General features: G+C 55.7%; 16 protein-coding genes and 1 pseudogene. 11 read left to right on the top strand and 6 right to left on the bottom strand.

The features are described from left to right. Positions 1–62: 62 nt before the first annotated feature. Positions 63–1,682, bottom strand: coding sequence for a phosphoenolpyruvate carboxykinase (ATP) (gene pckA / locus HX884_RS00160; protein ID WP_013099086.1), 1,620 nt, complete (start codon positions 1,680–1,682; stop codon positions 63–65). 335 nt (positions 1,683–2,017) lie between these two features. On the opposite strand from pckA, the gene HX884_RS00155 reads away from it, so the two are divergent. After that, entirely contained in the window at positions 2,018–3,766 is a 1,749-nt protein-coding gene (locus tag HX884_RS00155; protein ID WP_178327439.1) for a DUF4153 domain-containing protein, read from the top strand. A 34-nt stretch (positions 3,767–3,800) separates the two neighbouring features. Here the strand turns inward: HX884_RS00155 and hslO are convergent, their stop codons facing one another. From hslO to HX884_RS00135, 4 genes are all read right to left on the bottom strand, one after another. Next, positions 3,801–4,679 (bottom strand): Hsp33 family molecular chaperone HslO, encoded by an 879-nt coding sequence (gene hslO / locus HX884_RS00150; protein ID WP_013099084.1) that lies wholly within the window; start codon positions 4,677–4,679, stop codon positions 3,801–3,803. A 24-nt stretch (positions 4,680–4,703) separates the two neighbouring features. Further along, on the bottom strand, positions 4,704–5,105 hold the full coding sequence (gene hslR, locus HX884_RS00145; protein ID WP_013099083.1) for a ribosome-associated heat shock protein Hsp15: 402 nt from the start codon (positions 5,103–5,105) through the stop codon (positions 4,704–4,706). Then, positions 5,102–5,785 carry a GMP/IMP nucleotidase gene (gene yrfG, locus HX884_RS00140; RefSeq protein WP_013099082.1) on the bottom strand — a complete coding sequence of 228 codons (684 nt, stop codon included), beginning with the start codon at positions 5,783–5,785 and terminating at the stop codon, positions 5,102–5,104. Before yrfG ends, hslR begins: the two co-directional genes overlap by 4 nt. 62 nt (positions 5,786–5,847) lie before the next feature. Continuing rightward, positions 5,848–7,986 carry an intracellular growth attenuator family protein gene (locus HX884_RS00135; RefSeq protein WP_013099081.1) on the bottom strand — a complete coding sequence of 713 codons (2,139 nt, stop codon included), beginning with the start codon at positions 7,984–7,986 and terminating at the stop codon, positions 5,848–5,850. 325 nt (positions 7,987–8,311) lie between these two features. Here HX884_RS00135 and nudE point away from each other — a divergent pair, with 325 nt between their 5' ends. Continuing rightward, positions 8,312–8,872 (top strand): ADP compounds hydrolase NudE, encoded by a 561-nt coding sequence (gene nudE, locus HX884_RS00130; protein WP_029882167.1) that lies wholly within the window; start codon positions 8,312–8,314, stop codon positions 8,870–8,872. An 82-nt stretch (positions 8,873–8,954) separates the two neighbouring features. On the opposite strand, the gene mrcA is transcribed toward nudE, so the two are convergent. Then, a complete protein-coding gene (mrcA, locus tag HX884_RS00125; protein WP_178327438.1) occupies positions 8,955–11,507 on the bottom strand; it encodes a peptidoglycan glycosyltransferase/peptidoglycan DD-transpeptidase MrcA in 2,553 nt (850 codons plus the stop codon). 120 nt (positions 11,508–11,627) lie between these two features. Between mrcA and HX884_RS00120 the strand changes: the two genes are divergently transcribed. The 9 genes and pseudogenes from HX884_RS00120 (at position 11,628) to dam (ending at position 19,114) form a co-directional block, all read left to right on the top strand. After that, positions 11,628–12,404 carry a DNA utilization protein HofM gene (locus HX884_RS00120; protein WP_129327955.1) on the top strand — a complete coding sequence of 259 codons (777 nt, stop codon included), beginning with the start codon at positions 11,628–11,630 and terminating at the stop codon, positions 12,402–12,404. Continuing rightward, on the top strand, positions 12,401–12,889 hold the full coding sequence (locus HX884_RS00115) for a PilN domain-containing protein (RefSeq protein ID WP_151347820.1): 489 nt from the start codon (positions 12,401–12,403) through the stop codon (positions 12,887–12,889). Before HX884_RS00120 ends, HX884_RS00115 begins: the two co-directional genes overlap by 4 nt. 3 nt (positions 12,890–12,892) lie before the next feature. Beyond that, complete coding sequence (locus tag HX884_RS00110; RefSeq protein ID WP_178327437.1) at positions 12,893–13,354, top strand: type II secretion system protein M; 462 nt, start codon at positions 12,893–12,895, stop codon at positions 13,352–13,354. Then, positions 13,344–13,736 carry a HofP DNA utilization family protein gene (locus tag HX884_RS00105; RefSeq protein WP_178327436.1) on the top strand — a complete coding sequence of 131 codons (393 nt, stop codon included), beginning with the start codon at positions 13,344–13,346 and terminating at the stop codon, positions 13,734–13,736. Before HX884_RS00110 ends, HX884_RS00105 begins: the two co-directional genes overlap by 11 nt. Beyond that, positions 13,651–14,886: pseudogene (gene hofQ / locus HX884_RS00100) on the top strand (DNA uptake porin HofQ). Before HX884_RS00105 ends, hofQ begins: the two are co-directional and overlap by 86 nt. A gap of 286 nt (positions 14,887–15,172) precedes the next feature. Next, positions 15,173–15,694 carry a shikimate kinase AroK gene (gene aroK, locus HX884_RS00095; RefSeq protein WP_003861630.1) on the top strand — a complete coding sequence of 174 codons (522 nt, stop codon included), beginning with the start codon at positions 15,173–15,175 and terminating at the stop codon, positions 15,692–15,694. Positions 15,695–15,751: 57 nt separating this feature from the next. Beyond that, positions 15,752–16,840, top strand: a complete 1,089-nt coding sequence (gene aroB / locus HX884_RS00090; RefSeq protein ID WP_178327435.1) for a 3-dehydroquinate synthase — start codon at positions 15,752–15,754, stop codon at positions 16,838–16,840. Between the two features lie 92 nt (positions 16,841–16,932). Further along, the gene (gene damX, locus HX884_RS00085; protein WP_108453760.1) at positions 16,933–18,234 is read left to right on the top strand and encodes a cell division protein DamX; all 1,302 of its coding nucleotides are present in this window, start codon (positions 16,933–16,935) and stop codon (positions 18,232–18,234) included. A 67-nt stretch (positions 18,235–18,301) separates the two neighbouring features. Continuing rightward, positions 18,302–19,114 carry an adenine-specific DNA-methyltransferase gene (gene dam / locus HX884_RS00080; RefSeq protein ID WP_013099069.1) on the top strand — a complete coding sequence of 271 codons (813 nt, stop codon included), beginning with the start codon at positions 18,302–18,304 and terminating at the stop codon, positions 19,112–19,114. The last annotated feature ends 4 nt before the right edge of the window (positions 19,115–19,118 follow it).

The raw sequence follows: 19,118 nt of genomic DNA, 5'->3' as shown, positions 1-19,118 counted from the left end.
CTCCCATGGGGAGAGGGAGAAACCATTAAAAAAGGCAACTTTCGTTGCCTTTTTGCTTTTACCTACAGCTTCGGTCCCGCACTCACCAGCGCTTCACCTGCCGGGGTATCGGTATACTTCTCGAAGTTCTCAATAAACAGCTTCGCCAGCGTTTCTGCTTTCTCACGCCACTGTTCCGGGGATCCGTAGGTGTTACGCGGGTCAAGGATATGCGTATCCACGCCCGGCAGCGCCGTTGGAATAGCCAGATCAAACATCGGCAGGGTGAAGGTTTCAGCGTTATCCAGAGAACCATCCAGAATGGCGTCGATAATGGCGCGGGTATCTTTGATGGAGATACGCTTGCCGGTACCGTTCCAGCCGGTGTTAACCAGGTACGCCTGCGCCCCGGAGGCCTGCATGCGTTTTACCAGCACTTCTGCGTACTGCGTCGGGTGCAGCGACAGGAAGGCCGCGCCGAAGCAGGCGGAGAACGTTGGGGTTGGCTCCGTCACGCCCCGCTCGGTGCCCGCCAGTTTGGCGGTAAAACCGGAGAGGAAGTGATACTGCGTCTGGCTGGCAGTCAGGCGGGAAACCGGCGGCAGCACGCCGAACGCATCCGCCGTCAGGAAAATCACCTTCGTCGCATGACCTGCTTTCGACACCGGTTTCACAATGTTGTCGATGTGGTAGATCGGGTAGGAAACGCGGGTGTTTTCGGTTTTGGATGCGTCGTCGAAGTCGATAGAGCCGTCGGCACGTACGGTGACGTTTTCCAGCAGCGCATCGCGGCGGATGGCATGGAAGATATCCGGCTCAGCTTCTTCAGACAGACGAATGGTCTTCGCGTAGCAACCGCCTTCGAAGTTAAACACGCCGTCGTCATCCCAGCCGTGTTCGTCATCCCCAATCAGACGACGTTTTGGATCGGTAGACAGGGTGGTTTTACCGGTGCCGGACAGGCCGAAGAACACCGCCACATCCCCTTTTTCACCGACGTTCGCTGAGCAGTGCATAGAGGCGATACCGCGCAGCGGCAGCAGGTAGTTCATGACCGAGAACATGCCTTTCTTCATCTCGCCGCCGTACCAGGTACCGCCAATCAGCTGGATACGCTCGGTCAGGTTAAAGGCGATAAAGTTCTCGGAGTTCAGGCCCTGCTCTTGCCACTGTGGGTTGGTGCATTTGGCACCGTTCATCACGATGAAATCGGGTTTGAACGTCTGCAGCTCTTCGTCGGTTGGACGAATAAACATGTTTTTCACGAAATGCGCCTGCCAGGCCACTTCGGTGATAAAACGCACGGAAAGACGGGTGTCGGCGTTAGCGCCGCAGAAAGCGTCGACAATGAACAGACGCTTGCCGGAAAGTTGTTGGGTGACGAGCCCTTTCAGATGCTGCCAGGTTTCCGGGGAGAGCGGTTTGTTATCGTTCTTCCCTTTGCCTTTGTCAGCCCACCACAGCGTATCGCGGGTGGTTTCGTCTCGGACGATATACTTATCTTTCGGCGAACGACCGGTAAAGATACCGGTATCGACGGCGATAGCACCAAGGTTAGTCAACACACCTCGCTCGTATCCTTCCAGTGCTGGATTGAGCTCTTCCTGATACAGCGTATCGTAATCGGGGTTGTAGACGACTTCCTGGACGTCGTGAATACCATAAGCCTTGAGATCTTGCGGGGTTAAACCAGTAACACGCATATCACTGCTCCTTAGCCAATATGTACTGCCTGAAATTGTAGGGTTTTTCTGAGGTTGTTAACCGCGACGGGGCTCATAGATTTACGTATCTGGTCAAAACCCTTACTAACGGAAAACGCTGCGACTCCAGTCACAGGGCAGGCGGATTATCGCAGGAATCGCTTTTTTGTTGGGGAAAATGTTCCGAAAAGGTTAATGGCTGGTGATTTTATCGGAAAGAATGTGAATGTAATCGCATACACGTAAGAAAATTACGTAAGGGTTACAGTATGAAAACGATTCATGTCGTCCGCGGATTGATGAAACAATACGCTTTTCTGGAAAAGGGATGAGAGATGGAAAACAGTGAAACGTTATCCCCTTCAACGCGCCTGGCCATCGTGCTGGTGGGCGCTCTACAGGGGCTGATTTGCTACGGGATTAGCGAGTACATCGCGTATGCGAAATTGCCATCCGATACGGTGTGGTCTTTGTGCGTGATGCCTGCAACGGTGGCGATGACCGCCACTGTCGCGCTTTCCGTGACGTCATTCAGAAAACCGTTACTCTGGCTGGCGCTCGCGATCGTTGGCGCTGTTGTCGCCGGTATGGGGGCCTGGCTTAAGTGGAGCGTGTCCGGGCTTGAACACTGGGAAATTAAAGAGGCCGTGCTTGTCTGGGGCTTTCATCTTCTGTTGATGATGCTATTGATGTTGCCATGGCTGCAAAGGCGTCTGTCGCCTGCGACGACGGCCTCGTTCTACAGTGATTTTTACGATAAGCACTGGCACAACGCGCTGACTATACTCACTATTTTTATCTCCAACGGCCTCTTCTGGCTGGTGCTTTTCCTGTGGGCTGAACTCTTCAAACTCATTGGCATTCAGTTTTTTGATCGCCTTTTCTTCCAGTCTGACTGGTTTATTTCAGTGGCGATTGGCGTGGTTTCTGCCAGTGTCGCCGTGCTGGTGCGTATGCAGGTGCGCTTGATGCGCGCATTACAAAACCTGCTTACCCTGATCGCCACCGGCCTGTTGCCTTTGATGGCGGCCTTAGCGCTGCTGTTTATTGGCGCATTGCCCGTGATGGGCTTTGAGGCCATTTCCGCACGGATATCCGCAGCGGGCCTGCTGACTGCCTTAGCGCTACTGCTCCTTTTACTGGTGACGATTGTCTGGCATCCGCAGCGTCAGACGCTACCTTACTATGCGCTTCTCAACGGGATGGTTCGTCTCGCCATCGCTATCGTTCCCGCCTATCCGGTGTTAGCAGGGTGGGCGTTATGGCTGCGCATTTCGCAATATGGCTGGTCGCCGGAGCGTCTGTATGGCGTGCTCATTACGCTGGTGGCGCTGGTCTGGGCGGTAGGATTTTGCATAAGCGTTGTCTTCTGTCGCCGCCAGGCACAAAAGCTGCAGGCGTCCGTTATCCCGCTAACGGGGTTACTTGCGCTTATTCTCCTGATCCTGATTCATACGCCGGTGCTTGATCCGTGGCGTATCAGCGTTGAAAGCCATATGGCGCGCTACCACGACGGACGCATCAACGCGGATCAGGTCAGCCTGTATATGCTCAGCAACAGCGGGCGTAAGGGACGCGAAGCCATGCAGACGCTGCAATACGATCGGCAGTTTATGGCTGAGCCAAAGCGCCAGCGTGAGCTGTACGGCCTTCTCAGTGGAAACCGGGACGGAGCAGGGAAGATGACAGCCGGGATGCTTGAGAAGCAGTTCACACTCGCACCGGGTACGTCTCGCCCCGACAAGGGGTTATGGCAGGCGATGCTGAATAACCAGTACCGATTTGATTCCTGCAGCCGCGAGCGGAAAACCTGTTTACTGATGTCGCTGGATCTGAACGGCGACGGCAAGCCTGAAGCGGTGATTTATCAGTTTAGCGACCGCACGATTGTGGTGTACACGCAAACCGGTACCGGCTGGAAGCTGGCAGGCGATACCTGGAAAATGCCTGATGGTTTATCACGGGAAGAGCTGGAACGCGCAGTGCAGCAGGGGAAGGTGAAATCCGTTGTGAAGCCGTGGGCAGATATTGAGATCTTCGGTGAACGCGTAGAGATAAACTACGATAATGCGCTGGTGCGTTAACAAAACGGCTCCTTGTGGAGCCGTTGCTTTATGATCAGTGAACCTGCGGATCCGCCGGAGAGGCGTTGTTGCGGATCTCAGCGATATCCATCGAGTTGAACACATAGTGCGTACCGCAGTAGTCACAGTGCATATCGATTTCACCGTCTTCAGCCATAATGCTGTCGATCTCTTCATCCGGCAGGGTTTTCAGTGCGCCAGCGCAGCGTTCACGTGAACAGGTACACTTAAACTCCACGGCCTGCGGATCGTAAACCGTCACCTCTTCTTCATGATACAGACGCCACAGCACATCGGTCGCCGACAGGTTGAACAGCTCTTCCGCCTTGATGGTTTCGGTCAGCGTCGCCAGGTGCTCAAAATCATTGGTCTGCGCATCCTGTGCGGGCAGAACTTGCAGCAGCATACCGCCTGCAGCGGGTTGCCCGTCTACTTCACCGGTACGGATAAACAGGCGAGTTGGCAGCTGTTCTGAACGCATGAAGTAATCTTCCAGGCAGGCGGCCAGGGTATCGCCTTCCAGACCGACCACGCCCTGATAGCGTTCACCTTCTTCCGGGGAGATGGTGATCACCAGGTAGCCATTGCCCACCAGCGTTTTCAGGTCGGCATTTTCAGGAACGTCGCCCTGAACGCGCGCGACGCCGCGCATCTGCTGCTGATTGTTACCGTTGATCACGGCCAGCGACATCGGGCCATCACCCTGCAGCTGCACGGTGATATCACCGGCAAACTTCAGCGTGGCGGTCAGCAGGCTGGTGGCAACCAGCAGTTCGCCCAACAGGGTTTTCACCGGCAGCGGGTAGTTGTGGTTTTCCAGAATCTGTTTCCAGGTTTCGGATACGGTGACCAGCTCGCCACGCACGGCGAATTGTTCAAACAGATAGCGGTGTAATTGGTCGTGTTGGGCCATAATAGTCTCTCGTGCAGGTGAGGGTTACTCGGTCTCACCGTGTTTAAATTTCATCAGATCGCGGCGCTCTTTTTTATCCGGTCGCCGGTCCGGGTGGGGCATGGTCAGCGCATTCATTTTGCGCGCCAGCGCGGTCTTTTCGCGCTTTTCAATGCTCTCAGCCGTCTCTTCATAAAGCTGTACGGCTTCAGATGCGGGCCGTCGTTGTTCGGTAATGGCTTTAATCACCACCGTTCGTTCATCGTTGCCCTGACGCAGCGTTAAGGTGGCATTCAGTTCAACCAGCTTACTCGGCTTGCTACGCTGGCCGTTGTAATGCACCTTTCCGCCGTCGATCATCTCGCGGGCAAGGGCGCGCGTTTTATAAAAACGGGCTGCCCACAGCCATTTATCCAGTCTTACCCCATCTGAGGGTTTTTCTTTCATGGCGTCTCCTTCACGGTCAGTGAGGGGATCATCTGACGATAGTCACCCAGCCCCGGATGCCGCAGATAGCTTTTGTCCGCCAGGCCGGAGTCAGGATTGGTCACGCCCAGGCAGTAGCGAATGCCAAACGCCGCGGCGGAATCCAGAATGGGCTCGCTGTCATCAATGAACAGCGTGCGTTCCGGCTGTAAACCGGTCTCTTCCTTCACCGCATGCCACAACCGCTGATCCTCTTTCGGATAACCAAATGTGTGGGTGGAAAGTAATAAATCAAGGTGTGACGCAAGACCCGTATGTTCCAGCTTCACGGCCAGATTATGCGGATGGGCGTTGGTCAGCAAAATACGGCGCTTGCCGCTTGCTTTCAGCGCATCCAGGAAGGGCACGGTGTCCTCACGCAGTACGGCGCGCGGGCCCTGGGCGGTGGTCATGGCACAAATATCCAAACCGAGTCGTTCGCTCCAGTAGTCCAGACAGTACCAGTTTAGCGTATGTTGCACCGCGCTATATTGCGAACGAATGAATTCCTGCGCTTCTGCCGGGGAGATACCCTGCTGTTCGCCATAGGTCTCCGGGACCAGCTTTTGCCAGAAGTAATTATCGAAGGCGAGATCGAGCAGCGTGCCGTCCATATCCAGCAGGACGGTATCAACCTCCTGCCAGGCGATATCAAGATGCATAGGGGAACTCCAGCCAGAAGAAACGTGCGCGACAGGGTAGCACAACTTGTCGCGCAGCGATGTTATCCGATCAGGCTCTCAGAGGAGGGGACCAGCTTAGGATTAAGGCAATTTTCGTAGTATTGCTGGATCTCAGCAAGCCGGGTGCGCGAACGCTGGTAACGGCGCAGGGCCATAATGCCGTTCCAGAAAATAGACACCAGCATGGCGATCATCAGCAGTGATGTACCGATATAACGCCATAAACCCGCGCTGTCAGGCATCCGGTGCAGGCCGATATGGCGCGTACCGTTGGCATCGGTAAAGATACTGGTCACAATCCCTTCGGCACTGAATGGCGTTTGCATCAGCATCTGCGCCAGACGCTGGAACTGCCCCCATTGTTCCTGAGCCGGGTAGTCGTACAGGGCAATCTGCGGATAAGGCTGATCGACCAGGTCGCTGCCTTCATCGCTGACAATCACAAAACCGCCAGGCGCCGGGCTATTCAGCGCCTGGGCCGCACGGGTGGTTTCACGCATCACAAACGGCGCGGTAGAGGTCGCCACCAGGTTATCCAGCGATTCGGCACTCACCGGGCGCAGTAGCACGTTCACCCCGTCCAGACGACCCGCTTCGGCGCGCTTCACCAGCGAGTCCCAGTCTTTGCTGTTACCCAGGTTCACGAGCGCATTTTTAAGGCGAACGCACTCATCCTGTGCAGAACATAAATCCTGCGTTTTCAATACGATTTCGCCAAAGTCATCCAGCAGTACCATTCCGGATTTCTGAATGGCAGAACGCAGGGCAGGGCTGACGCGTGAATCATCATCAGTTTTCGGGTGCAGCTGGCGGTTGAGCGTCTGGGTGAGCGCAGTGGCTTTATTGACGACATCTGACTCCGGCAGCGGCAACGGCGGCGCATCGTTCCAGACGATTTGCGAGCAGTCGAACGGCATGAATGGCGAGTTTTGACGGGTATTCCAGGCCCCTGGGGTGTGGATGTTACACATCCCGGTCCCCTTCAGACGGAGCGTATCACCCACCCGCACGCCAGCGTCATCCAGCTGCTTAACGCTGGTGGCTTCTACGGTTTGTGCCCCTTTGATCCACGACAGGGTGAATTTGATGGGCATATCCAGCGGCACGAACAGCAGCAACAGAGCAAAGACCAGCGCTGCGCCCCCGGCGATAACCGTACTGCGTAGCCAGTGCTGAAGCGGGAAGTTTTTCACTTCATCATGCAGGGAGAGGAAGCGCCCCTGACGCACAACATGGCGGTCAAGGTAGATATCAATATCGGTTTTATGCCCCAAATCCTGTGCAATCCATGGCTGCCAGTGGCGTGGATAGATAAGGTCAATAATCCCGAGGGAGATATTGTTGATATGTTCCTGATCGTTCTCACCGAACAGGCCCCAGCGCTTAGGGGTGCCGCGCAGGCAGTGAATTTCACGCAAAGAGGTTTTGGCCGGAGGCGCAAACAGCCCCCACAGCCCGGCGGCCAACAGCAGCAGCGCACCGCCCGCGAGCCATGGGACAAACACATCCGGCGTCAGCAGACAGAAGAAAAAGAGCAGGAAGGCGGCCACAATCAGGACCGCCTCGCGAATGCCATCCGGACGACTCAGGGCGTGCTCTTCATGAGTCTCCTGACGAATGTTCAGCAGTTCAATTTGCTCGGTCTCTTCACCGCGAATGGAGGCCTGCTTTGAACTCGCGCGTTCCAGCGCAAAGCGCGGTGCTTCATGAATGTATTCATTCAGCGTATGGCCGTTCAGGGAGATGACCAGCGGCAGCGAATCGGTATGGATAAGCTCAACGCTGTTTTCGTCATTAATGTACTGCTCCCAGGAGGGAGGCAGATGCACTTCAACGGAGTCGAGGTAGTAACGCCATTTATTGGGATCGTCAGTCGTGATGCCATAACGGGTGATGGAGCGCGTCACGCAGAGCACGGTGTCGCTTTGTGCGTTCAGATTGAGGGTGACAGGCGCAGCCGTAGCCCCCGTTGGCCCGGGCGTTAACTGGGAACGGTTGAGGGTTTCGAGATAGTTCTCAACAGCATCGCGCTCTTCTTGCGTGAGTTTACGCGTTGTGGCACCGGCAAAGGCCGTTAAAAAGGGCAGCCTGAAACGACGCTGTACGCGACGCCTGTATACCCACCCTGCAACTAAAGCGCCGGCCAGCATAGCAGCGAGAACGATCAAAATGGTGCTCATGCTTTCCCCATCTTACTTTATCTTCTTACAGGTGTAGTCAGTGCACCTTTAACAATGAATGAGAGTCTGTGGTTGGCTATCGGCAAGCATGGAGTCGAACTTGAGCATTCTGCAGCGCATCCCAGTGACCGATGATGATAGCAAAGCCTGTCATGGCGCGATATCAGCAAATTCCTGGAAACATTTCAACCTCTTGACATTTGTTTTGATTTGAGGATTGATTCCTGTCAGGTTGCACAAATGTAAATAAAGAACAATTGACATTGCCGAAACCGTGCGGCGTATCGCACAATAAAGTCAGTTCACACTTCAAAGACCCGTCAAGATGAGCAAACCACTACAAAAACCCACCATTCTGAGTGTTGAAACTGTCGCGAAATCCCGGCTGTTTAATGTCGAAAGTGTGGACCTGGAGTTCAGCAACGGCGTGCGTCGCGTTTATGAACGTATGCGCCCCTCATCGCGTGAAGCGGTGATGATCATCCCCATTGTTGATGACCATCTGATTTTGATCCGCGAGTATGCAGTGGGCACGGAATCTTATGAACTGGGTTTCTCGAAAGGGCTTATTGATCCGGGTGAAACGGTCTTTGAAGCAGCAAACCGCGAGCTGAAAGAAGAGGTTGGGTTTGGCGCGAAAGAGCTATCGTTCCTGAAAAAGCTGAGCATGGCTCCCTCCTATTTTTCCAGCAAAATGAATATTGTGGTGGCTGAAGATCTTTACCCTGAATCGCTGGAAGGTGACGAGCCGGAGCCGCTGCCCCAGGTTCGCTGGCCACTGGCGCACCTGATGGATTTGCTGGAAGATCCTGACTTCAATGAGGCGCGTAACGTGAGCGCGCTGTTCCTGGTGCGGGAATGGCTGAAGGGGCAGGGGCGGCTGTAGTGGCCTGATGCCCCAACCCTCTTCCACGGGAGAGGGAGCAAACACAAAAACGGCAACCCGAGGTTGCCGTTTTGCTTTGGTGTCAGAACAGCTCGTGCGTCTCGCCGTTATCAATAATCTCTGTACCCACCTCATGTACCACCTGCGTGGTTGGCTGCGTACCTTCGATGAAATACTCCTCACGGCTATTGCCACCGTTGGCTAACTGCCCGGTGCTGCGGTCGATATTGACCGTGACCACGCCCGGCGGTGGCGTCAGCGGTTGCTCCGGCACGCCCTCAAGAACGGATTTCATATAGGCATCCCAGGCCGGTTGCGCACTTTTGGCCCCACCTTCGTAGCCGGAAATCTGATCTTTGATCGCGCCAGACGCCGTGGTGCGGCCTAAATCGCGGCGGTGATCGTCAAAGCCGATCCAGACCGAAGTCACCACGCCCGGACCGTAGCCGGAGAACCAGGCATCTTTCGAGCTGTTGGTGGTCCCGGTTTTACCGCCGATATCGTGGCGCTGTAAATCACGCCCGGCACGCCAGCCGGTACCCTGCCAGCCCGGTTCACCGAAGATGTTGGTATTCAACGCGCTCTTGATCAGGAATGACAGCGGGGTGTTGATCACATGCGGGGCATACTCCTGCGTACCGCTCTGCGCCACCAGCGCCTGGTTTGCCTGTTCCAGCTGTGGCTGCGGCACCACGCCGTTCGGCTGCTCCTGCGACACGGCGACATCTTCCATGTCCTTGTTTTCAAGCACGTCAGACTTCGGCGTATTGCCGTAAATCACCGGGATATCGCACTCCGCACAGGCAATTTTCGGTTTCGCTTCGAACAGCACACTGCCCTGGTCGTTTTCGATTTTACTGATGAAGTACGGGTCGATCAGGAAGCCGCCGTTGGCCATGACCGAATACCCCCGCGCCACTTGCAGCGGCGTGAACGATGCCGAACCTAACGCCAGCGATTCGGTGCGCACGATGTTCTGTGCCGGGAAGCCAAAACGTTGCAGATACTCTGCCGCGTAATCGACGCCCATCGCACGCATTGCACGCACCATCACCACGTTTTTCGACTGACCCAGCCCCTGACGAAGGCGAATAGGACCTGCGTATTCCGCCGGCGAGTTCTTCGGCTGCCAGTCGGAACCGGCACCGGCATCCCAGCGAGAGATCGGCACGTCATTGAGGATACTGGCAAGCGTTAAGCCTTTATCCATCGCCGCCGTGTAGAGGAACGGTTTGATATTCGAACCGACCTGACGCAGCGCCTGCGTCGCGCGGTTGAATTTGCTCTGGTTGAAATCAAACCCACCCACCAGCGCCAGCACGGCACCGTTTTGCGGGTTAATGGAGACCAGCGCGGAGTTGACGTCTGGCACCTGCGCCAGCCACCAGGCATCGCCCACCTGACGCACCCAGATTTGTTGTCCGGTTTGTACGACATCGGTCACTTTGCGTGGCGTTGGTCCCTGTAAGGTGTCAGAGCGGTACGGACGCGCCCAGCGGATCCCGTCCATGCGCAAGGAGACTGAGGTGCCATCCGCAAGCGTTGCAACGGCTTCCTGAGGCGTGGCCTGCGTCACCACCGCAGGCAGCAGCGGGCCGTAGGTAGGCAGCGCTTTCAGCGTACTGGTGATTTTTTTACTGTCCCAGGCGCTTTCGCCCACCTTCCACAGCACGTTGGACGGGCCGCGATAGCCGTGACGCATATCGTAGTCCATCACGTTATTTCTCACCGCATCCTGTGCTGCCTGCTGCCCTTTACGGGTAACCGTGGTGTATACGCGATAACCATCTTCATAGGCCTTATCCCCATAACGGCTGACCATTTCCTGGCGAACCATTTCGGTCAGATACGGGGCAGAGAAGGCGATCTCCGGTGCATGGTAGTTGGCGTCGATGACATCGTTGCGTGCCTGCTCATATTCACTCTGGCTGATGTAGCCTTCGCTCAGCATACGTGACAGAACGACATTGCGACGTGCGGTGGCGCGATCGAGCGAGTAGAGCGGGTTAAACGTGGACGGGGCTTTAGGCAGGCCGGCAATGGTCGCCATTTCGCTTAAGGTCAGTTGCTCCACGGGCTTGCCGAAGTACACCTGTGCCGCAGCACCCACGCCATAGGCGCGATAACCGAGATAGATCTTGTTGAGGTAAAGCTCAAGGATTTCGTCTTTACTCAGCAACTGCTCAATACGGATCGCGAGGAACACCTCTTTTATCTTACGTATCAGCGTCTTTTCAGGGCTGAGGAAGAAGTTACGCGCCAGCTGCTGCGTAATGGTACTTGCCCCCTGAGAGGCATGCCCGGAGAACAGCGCAACGCTTGCGGCACGGAAAATCCCCACCGGGTCAACGCCGTGGTGCTCGTAAAAACGGCTGTCCTCTGTGGCGATGAAGGCCTTCACCATCACAGGGGGAATTTGGTTTAAGGTCAGCGGGATACGGCGTTTTTCGCCGTACTGCGCCATCAGCTCGCCGTCGGCGCTGTAGACCTGCATTGGGATCTGGAGCCGCACATCACGAAGCGTAGCGACATCAGGTAGCTGCGGCTCAATATATTTGTACAAACCATAAATCGAGCCTGCTCCCAGCAGAATGCAACACACTGCAAGGATTAATAAATACTTTACGAACTTCACCGGAGATTTCCCATCTGGTTTCACTTGGGCAGTTTCTAAACAATCGCGCGGTAGTATAAAGGCAAGCCTGATTCATTGATATAGCCGTCACGGCGACGGGCGATAAGGAGATCGTGAAGCATGGCTTTCAAAACATGGCAAACGGGCGTTCATATTCAACAAGATAGGGTGCTGATTGTCGCGCTGGTTCGTGAGCGTCTCAGCTGGTGTCTGCGCCGCTGGTGGGCGATACCGCTGACGGAAGGCATCATCCTCGACGGGAAAATTTGTCAGCCAGAACAATTGTTTGACGCATTACGCGGCTGGCGGCGTACGTTGCCGCATCAGCACCGGGTGTTTCTCTCATTTCCGGCGGCGCGTACCCTGCAAAGATCGTTGCCCCGCCCGGCTATCGCCCTGCGCGACAGCGAACAGCTCTCCTGGCTAGGGGCTGCGCTCTCGCGTGAGCTGGAGATGTCCCCTGATGCGCTGTGCTTCGATTACGCACAGGACACGTTCAGCAACACATTTCATGTCACCGCTGCACAAAACAAAGAGGTTGAAACACTACTGACGCTCGCGAAAACGCTGCATTTACGGCTGGTGACGATTACTCCGGATGCCAGCGCGCTGGCAAATTTTCTTCCTGCGGTGGCACCGGCGCAGTGTGTCGCGTGGCGAGACGAACATCAGTGGTTGTGGGCAATGCGCCACCAGTGGGGGCGCCGCTTCGCTACCGAGGCCAAAAGCGTGGCTGAACTGGCGGCACTGCTGGCTCTCGCGCCGGACGATATCGCGCTGTTTGATAGCCAGCGCGACCCGTGGGAGCTCCTCTCTCGCTGTCAGCCCCCGCTGCCGGAGTGCGGTGCCGATTATACCGTCGCGCTGGCGCTGGCCATGAGCGAGGTGCCTGAATGAGCATGACCAATCTTCTTCCGTGGCGACAGCAACGACGCGCGCGCCGCCTGCGGTTCTGGGGAGGGCTGTCTGCGGCCACCTGTATTCTGACGCTGGCAACGGTCTTCAGTCTGAGCATGCACGCCCACCTGAAACTGCACGCCCTACAGGCTGAACTGGCGGGCATGCAAACCGTGCAGCGCGCGCTGTCTTCTCGTCTACCTCTTGCCACACCGGCTCCCACGCGCCAGCCACAGCGTATGGCATGGCACCCGGTGCTGGCGTCACTCTCCGATGCCATTCCGGCGCAGGCATGGTTCACTGAGCTTCGTTACCAACCGCCCTTTTTGATAATTAACGGCTATGCCTCAGCACTGCCCGCCCTGTCGGCAATGGGTGATGCTCTGCGACAAATAGCGGGTTTTACCCCAGGGTCAGCAGGGGAGATACGGCAGGATAATCACGGGCGCTGGATGTTCACTTTTCAGCTCACAGGCCAGGGGTAACGTGTGAACAGAATATTGGAACGCTGGTCTGAGAGCCGTCGCCGGTACCGGCTCCTGTGCGGTGGGCTGGGCGTTGCCTTGTTGTGGGGAACCGCATGGGGCCTGTTCCTGAGGCCGCTTAATTCACAGCTTGCTGCGCTTCAGAAGCAAATGGCCGACGCCGTACAGCGCCATGCGACGCTCTGGCCTGTCGCCAGCAACGCGCCGCGCCGGACACCTGAGCCTGACGCACGCCCGGTGGTGCGCTTTTCCCCGCTGGATTTTCAGGCTGATGGCGCAACGCTGGTGCACTGGAAACCCCTTCCGGGCGGTGGAGAGCTGGCGCTGGATGCCGAGTGGCCAGCAATCCTGACGGCTTTCGCCCGGCTGGCGCAGCAAGATGTCCGGATTGCCGCCTTTACGCTTGCGCCCCAGGGCGCGGCGTTACGTCTGCGAGTGCAGCTGGAGCAAGACCATGCGAAATAGCCTGCGCTACCTGCTGCTCTGCTCAGTGCTGTTACTCACCGGGATGCGCGATCCGTTTCGTCCGCCTGACGATCCCTGTGCCGTTGGCGAGCTGACGCAGTGGCACTATCGCGGCATGGTCGGCGGGGTTGGCCTGTTGCAGGACGGGAAACAGCGCTGGTATCGCCTGAGCTTAGAGGGACGTTTACCGGCGGGCTGGCGGGTCAGCGCAATGAATGAGACGCAACTCTTCATAAACGTGGGTGAAACCTGTGAGCCAGCGCAATGGACATGGCAACGAGAAGGAACGAAAAAATATGAATTTAAGGATAACGCTGCTGTTACTGACGATCGTCACTCCGCTGGCCGCCGCACCGAAGCCGGTCACGCTGGTGGTGGATGACGTTCCTGTGGTTCAGGTCCTGCAGGCGCTGGTGGCGCAGGAGAATCGTAATCTGGTGGTGTCACCCGACGTAAGCGGCACATTATCGCTCAGTCTGACGCATGTTCCGTGGCGACAGGCCTTACAGACGGTGATCGCCAGCGCAGGGCTGGTTCTGCGCGAGGAGGGTGGCATTTTCTATGTCAATACGGCGGCCTGGTAGCGCGAACAGCAGGAGCGTAACGCACAGGACCGGGCCCGCAGGCAGCTTGAGGCTCCGCTGCTCTCGCAAAGCATTTCGTTTTCATACGCAGATGCCGGGGAGCTGCAAAACGCAGCGGGAAAACTGCTCAGTCCGAAGGGCAGTCTGTCTCTTGATAAACGCACCAACCGGCTGCTGGTCAGGGATAATAAAGCCGTACTGGAGACGCTACAGCGCTGGGCAACACAGATGGATATTCCCGTCGAGCAGGTCGAACTGGCGGCGCATATCGTCACCATCAACGAAAAAAGTCTGCGGGAGCTGGGGGTGAAATGGAATCTTGCCGAGGCCACTGAAGTGGGCAAGGTTGGGCAAATGACAACCCTTGGCAGTGATTTGTCCGTGGCCAGCGCCACCAGCCATGTGGGGTTTAACATCGGGCGTATTAACGGCAGGCTGCTGGATCTGGAGCTGTCAGCACTGGAGCAAAAACAGCAGGTCGATATCATTGCCAGCCCACGACTGCTGGCCTCACACATGCAGCCAGCCAGTATCAAACAGGGCAGTGAGATCCCATACCAGGTCTCCAGCGGGGAGAGTGGGGCCACCTCTGTGGAGTTCAAAGAGGCGGTATTAGGTATGGAGGTCACCCCAGTGGTGCTACCGGGCGGGCGCGTGCGCCTGAAATTACATATTAGTGAAAATATGCCGGGGCAGGTGTTGCAACAGGCTGATGGCGAAACGCTGGCTATCGACAAACAAGAAATAGAGACTCAGGTGGAGGTAAAAAGTGGAGAAACGCTGGCGCTGGGCGGTATTTTCTCGCAAAAGAATAAAACCGGAAGTGATAGCGTACCCGGGCTCGGTAAAATCCCCTGGCTTGGGCAGCTTTTTCGTCATGACGGTAAAGACAACGAACGGCGTGAATTAGTGGTGTTTATAACACCACGTCTGGTGGCTATTCACTGACGGGTAACGATCCCCGCAATGATTTTGCATTCAGTTTGTTGCAGATGTTTGACGTGGGGCATGAATTAGCATACAAGGAGTACCGATTTGAGTTGGACTGACGTCTTGTTGTCTTATGCGTCTGGTGCGGTGATTTAATCAGTTGCCAAACAAGCCGGAGTATTGAGATAATTTTTAGTCTGACTCTCGCTCTATTGCATATGAGGTTTCAGTTCATGTCCTGCTACGCCGGGTGTCTGCGAAGCGGGGATTACCATTAACGAATAGTCTTAGTAGTACCGAAAAAATGGCAGAGAAACGCAATATCTTTCTGGTTGGGCCTATGGGTGCCGGCAAAAGCACTATTGGGCGTCAGTTAGCTCAACAACTCAATATGGAATTTTACGATTCTGATCAAGAGATTGAGAAACGAACCGGAGCTGATGTGGGCTGGGTCTTCGATGTAGAAGGCGAAGAAGGTTTCCGTGACCGAGAAGAAAAAGTGATCAACGAACTCACGGAAAAACAGGGCATCGTGCTGGCGACCGGCGGCGGTTCTGTAAAATCTCGCGAAACCCGCAACCGTCTCTCCGCCCGTGGCGTAGTGGTCTATCTTGAGACGACCATTGAAAAACAGCTGGCACGTACGCAGCGCGATAAAAAGCGCCCGCTGCTGCAGGTTGAAACGCCACCACGCGAAGTTCTGGAAGCGTTGGCCGATGAACGCAATCCTCTGTACGAAGAGATTGCTGATGTGACCATTCGTACTGATGATCAGAGCGCTAAAGTGGTTGCAAACCAGATTATTCATATGCTGGAAAGCAACTGATTCTGGCTTTATATACACTCGCCTGCGGGTAAAAGCATTAAAGGTGGATGTCGCGTCATGGAGAGGATTACAGTTACTCTCGGGGAACGTAGTTACCCTATCACCATCGCGGCTGGTTTGTTTAACGACCCAGCTTCCTTTTTACCACTGAAAGCGGGTGATCAGGCGATGCTGGTCACCAATGAGACGCTAGCTCCGCTTTATCTTGACCGCGTTCGCCACCTGCTTGAGCAGGCGGGCGTGAAGGTCGACAGTGTAATTCTGCCCGATGGCGAGCAGTATAAAAGCCTGACGGTACTGGATACCGTCTTTACCGCATTGCTGCAAAAACCCCATGGTCGCGATACGACACTGCTTGCTCTCGGCGGCGGTGTTGTGGGCGATCTGACGGGCTTTGCGGCAGCAAGCTATCAACGTGGTGTCCGTTTTATTCAGATTCCGACCACCTTACTGTCTCAGGTCGACTCTTCCGTTGGCGGCAAAACCGCGGTCAACCATCCGTTCGGCAAAAACATGATTGGCGCGTTCTACCAGCCTGCTTCGGTGGTGGTGGATCTCGACTGTCTGAAAACCCTGCCAGCACGCGAACTGGCCTCTGGCCTGGCTGAAGTGATCAAATACGGCATTATTCTCGACGGCGAGTTCTTTAACTGGCTGGAAGAGAATATGGATGCGCTGCTGCGCCTGGATGAGGCTAAACTGGCATACTGCATTCGCCGTTGTTGTGAGCTGAAAGCAGAAGTTGTTGCAGCAGACGAGCGTGAAACGGGCTTACGTGCTTTACTGAATCTTGGGCATACGTTTGGCCACGCGATTGAAGCCGAAATGGGTTACGGAAACTGGCTCCACGGTGAAGCTGTCGCTGCTGGCATGGTGATGGCTGCCCGTACCTCCGAACGTCTGGGTCAGTTCAAACCGGAAGAGACGGCACGTATCATCGCACTGCTGGAACGTACTGGCTTGCCGGTAACCGGGCCGCAGGAGATGTCGGCGCAAGCGTATTTACCCCACATGATGCGCGATAAAAAAGTATTGGCAGGTGAGATGCGTCTTGTACTCCCGCTTGCAATAGGGAAGAGTGAAGTGCGCGGCGGAGTGCCGCACGATGTCGTTCTTGGCGCTATCGCTGATTGTCAGCAGGCGTAACAACTAGAAAGGTCAGGCCACTGTTATCAGTGGTCGTTTAGCTTCAGGCGAAATGCAAAGTCGTAGGCATAAGCCTTTGAGTGGGGTGTTAAATGGATGAATTCAAACCAGAAGACGAGCTGAAACCCGATCCCAGCGATCGTCGTACTGGTCGTTCTCGTCAATCTTCAGAACGTGATAACGAGCCGCAGATCAACTTTGACGATGTTGATCTGGATGCAGACGATCGTCGCCCTTCACGTAGCCGCAATGCGCGTGATGAGCGAGAAGAAGAGGATTATGAGTCCGAAGAAGATTCAATGGACGAAGAGCCAGTAGAGCGTCGCCCGCGTAAACGTAAAAAAGCGGCCGCGCAGAAACCGGCCTCCCGCCAGTACATCATGATGGGACTGGGCGTTCTGGTGCTTGTGCTGCTGATTGTCGGCATTGGCTCCGCGCTGAAAGCGCCTTCCACGAATTCTGGCGAGCAAACGGCTTCCACTGAGAAGAGCATCAACCTCTCCGGTAACGATGCGGCAGATCAGGCAAATGGTGCACAGCCAGCGCCGGGGACCACCTCCGCAGAGCAGACCGCCAGTAACACAACGACGCCGCAGGATGTTTCCCTGCCGCCAGTCTCTTCTACTCCCGCTCAGAATCAGGCACCTGCCACGCCAGAAGGCCAGCAGCGTGTAGAAGTTCAGGGCGATCTGAACAACGCGCTGATGCAGCCGCAAAACCAGCAGCAGGTGGATAACGTCGTGGTGAACTCTACGCTGCCAACTGAACCTGCAACCGTTGCGCCTGTTCGCGGTGGCAACGCTCAGCCACAAACCGCAGCAACCGAAAGCAAGCCGCGTCAGACTCAGACTGCACCACGTCAGGAACGTAAGCAGGCGGTCATTGAACCTAAGCGTGAAACCAAACCTCAGGCTGTGGTAAAAGCACCAGAAGTCAAAGCGACCCCGGCGCAGCCGAAACGGACTGAAACCGCTGCGGCAAGCGAGCCTGCAAAAGCGCCAGTGACGCAGACTGCACCGAAAGCCACGGCCACCACCACTGCACCTGCGGCGACAACGGCTCCAGCTGCAACCGCCACAGCATCGGCTGGCACAGCCGGTAAAACGACGGGTAACGTCGGTTCACTGAAATCTGCGCCATCCAGTAACTACACGCTGCAGCTGAGCAGTTCGTCCAACTATGACAACCTCAACGGTTGGGCGAAGAAATCGAATCTGAAAAACTACGTGGTTTATCAGACGACCCGTAACGGGCAGCCGTGGTATGTGCTGGTGAGCGGTGTGTATGCTTCTAAAGATGAAGCGAAACGTGCCGTGGCGACACTGCCAGCAGACGTTCAGGCGAAAAACCCGTGGGCGAAGCCCATTCATCAGGTTCAGGCCGATCTTAAGTAATGTTTAAAGCGCAGGATGCTGTCGGAGCTTTCTCCACAGCCGGAGAAGGTGTAATCAGTTAGTCAGCATGAAAAAAAATCGCGCTTTTCTGAAATGGGCAGGGGGGAAATACCCCCTGCTTGATGATATTAAAAAGCACCTGCCTAAAGGCGAGTGTCTTATCGAGCCCTTTGTGGGCGCAGGATCGGTGTTCCTGAACACCGATTTTTCTCGTTATATCCTGGCGGATATCAACAGCGATCTCATCAGCCTCTATAACATCGTCAAACTGCGTACCGATGAGTATGTGGAAGAGGCGCGCAAGCTGTTTACGCCCGAGAACAATCATCCGGATGTTTACTACCAGCTGCGCACTGAGTTTAACCAGAGCCAGGATCCGTTCCGTCGGGCGCTGTTGTTCCTCTATCTCAACCGCCATGGTTACAACGGCCTGTGCCGGTATAATCTGCGCGGGGAATTCAACGTGCCGTTTGGCCGCTATAAGCGCCCTTACTTCCCGCAGGACGAGCTGTATCACTTTGCTGAAAAAGCGCAGAATGCAGAATTCCACTGCCTCTCATATGAAGAGTGTATGGAACTGGCGGGCGTAGACTCGGTGGTTTACTGCGATCCGCCTTACGCCCCGCTGTCTGCGACGGCGAATTTTACCGCCTATCACACCAACAGCTTCAGTCCGGCCGAGCAGGCCCGTCTGGCGGAGATGGCGGAAAAGCTGGTCAGCAAAAGAATTCCGGTGTTAATTTCGAATCACGATACCCCTGATACGCGCGAATGGTACAAAGCCGCGAAGCATTTTCAGGTCAAAGTGCGGCGTAGCATTAGCAGCAACGGCGGCACACGTAAAAAGGTGGACGAACTCCTGGCTCTTTATCGCCCCTGAGCCG

The sequence above is a fragment of the Enterobacter sp. SECR19-1250 genome, assembly GCF_013391025.1.
GTDB lineage: Bacteria > Pseudomonadota > Gammaproteobacteria > Enterobacterales > Enterobacteriaceae > Enterobacter > Enterobacter cloacae.
The sequence above is the reverse complement of the archived record's forward strand: the minus strand, read 5'-3'. Positions and strand labels throughout refer to the sequence as shown.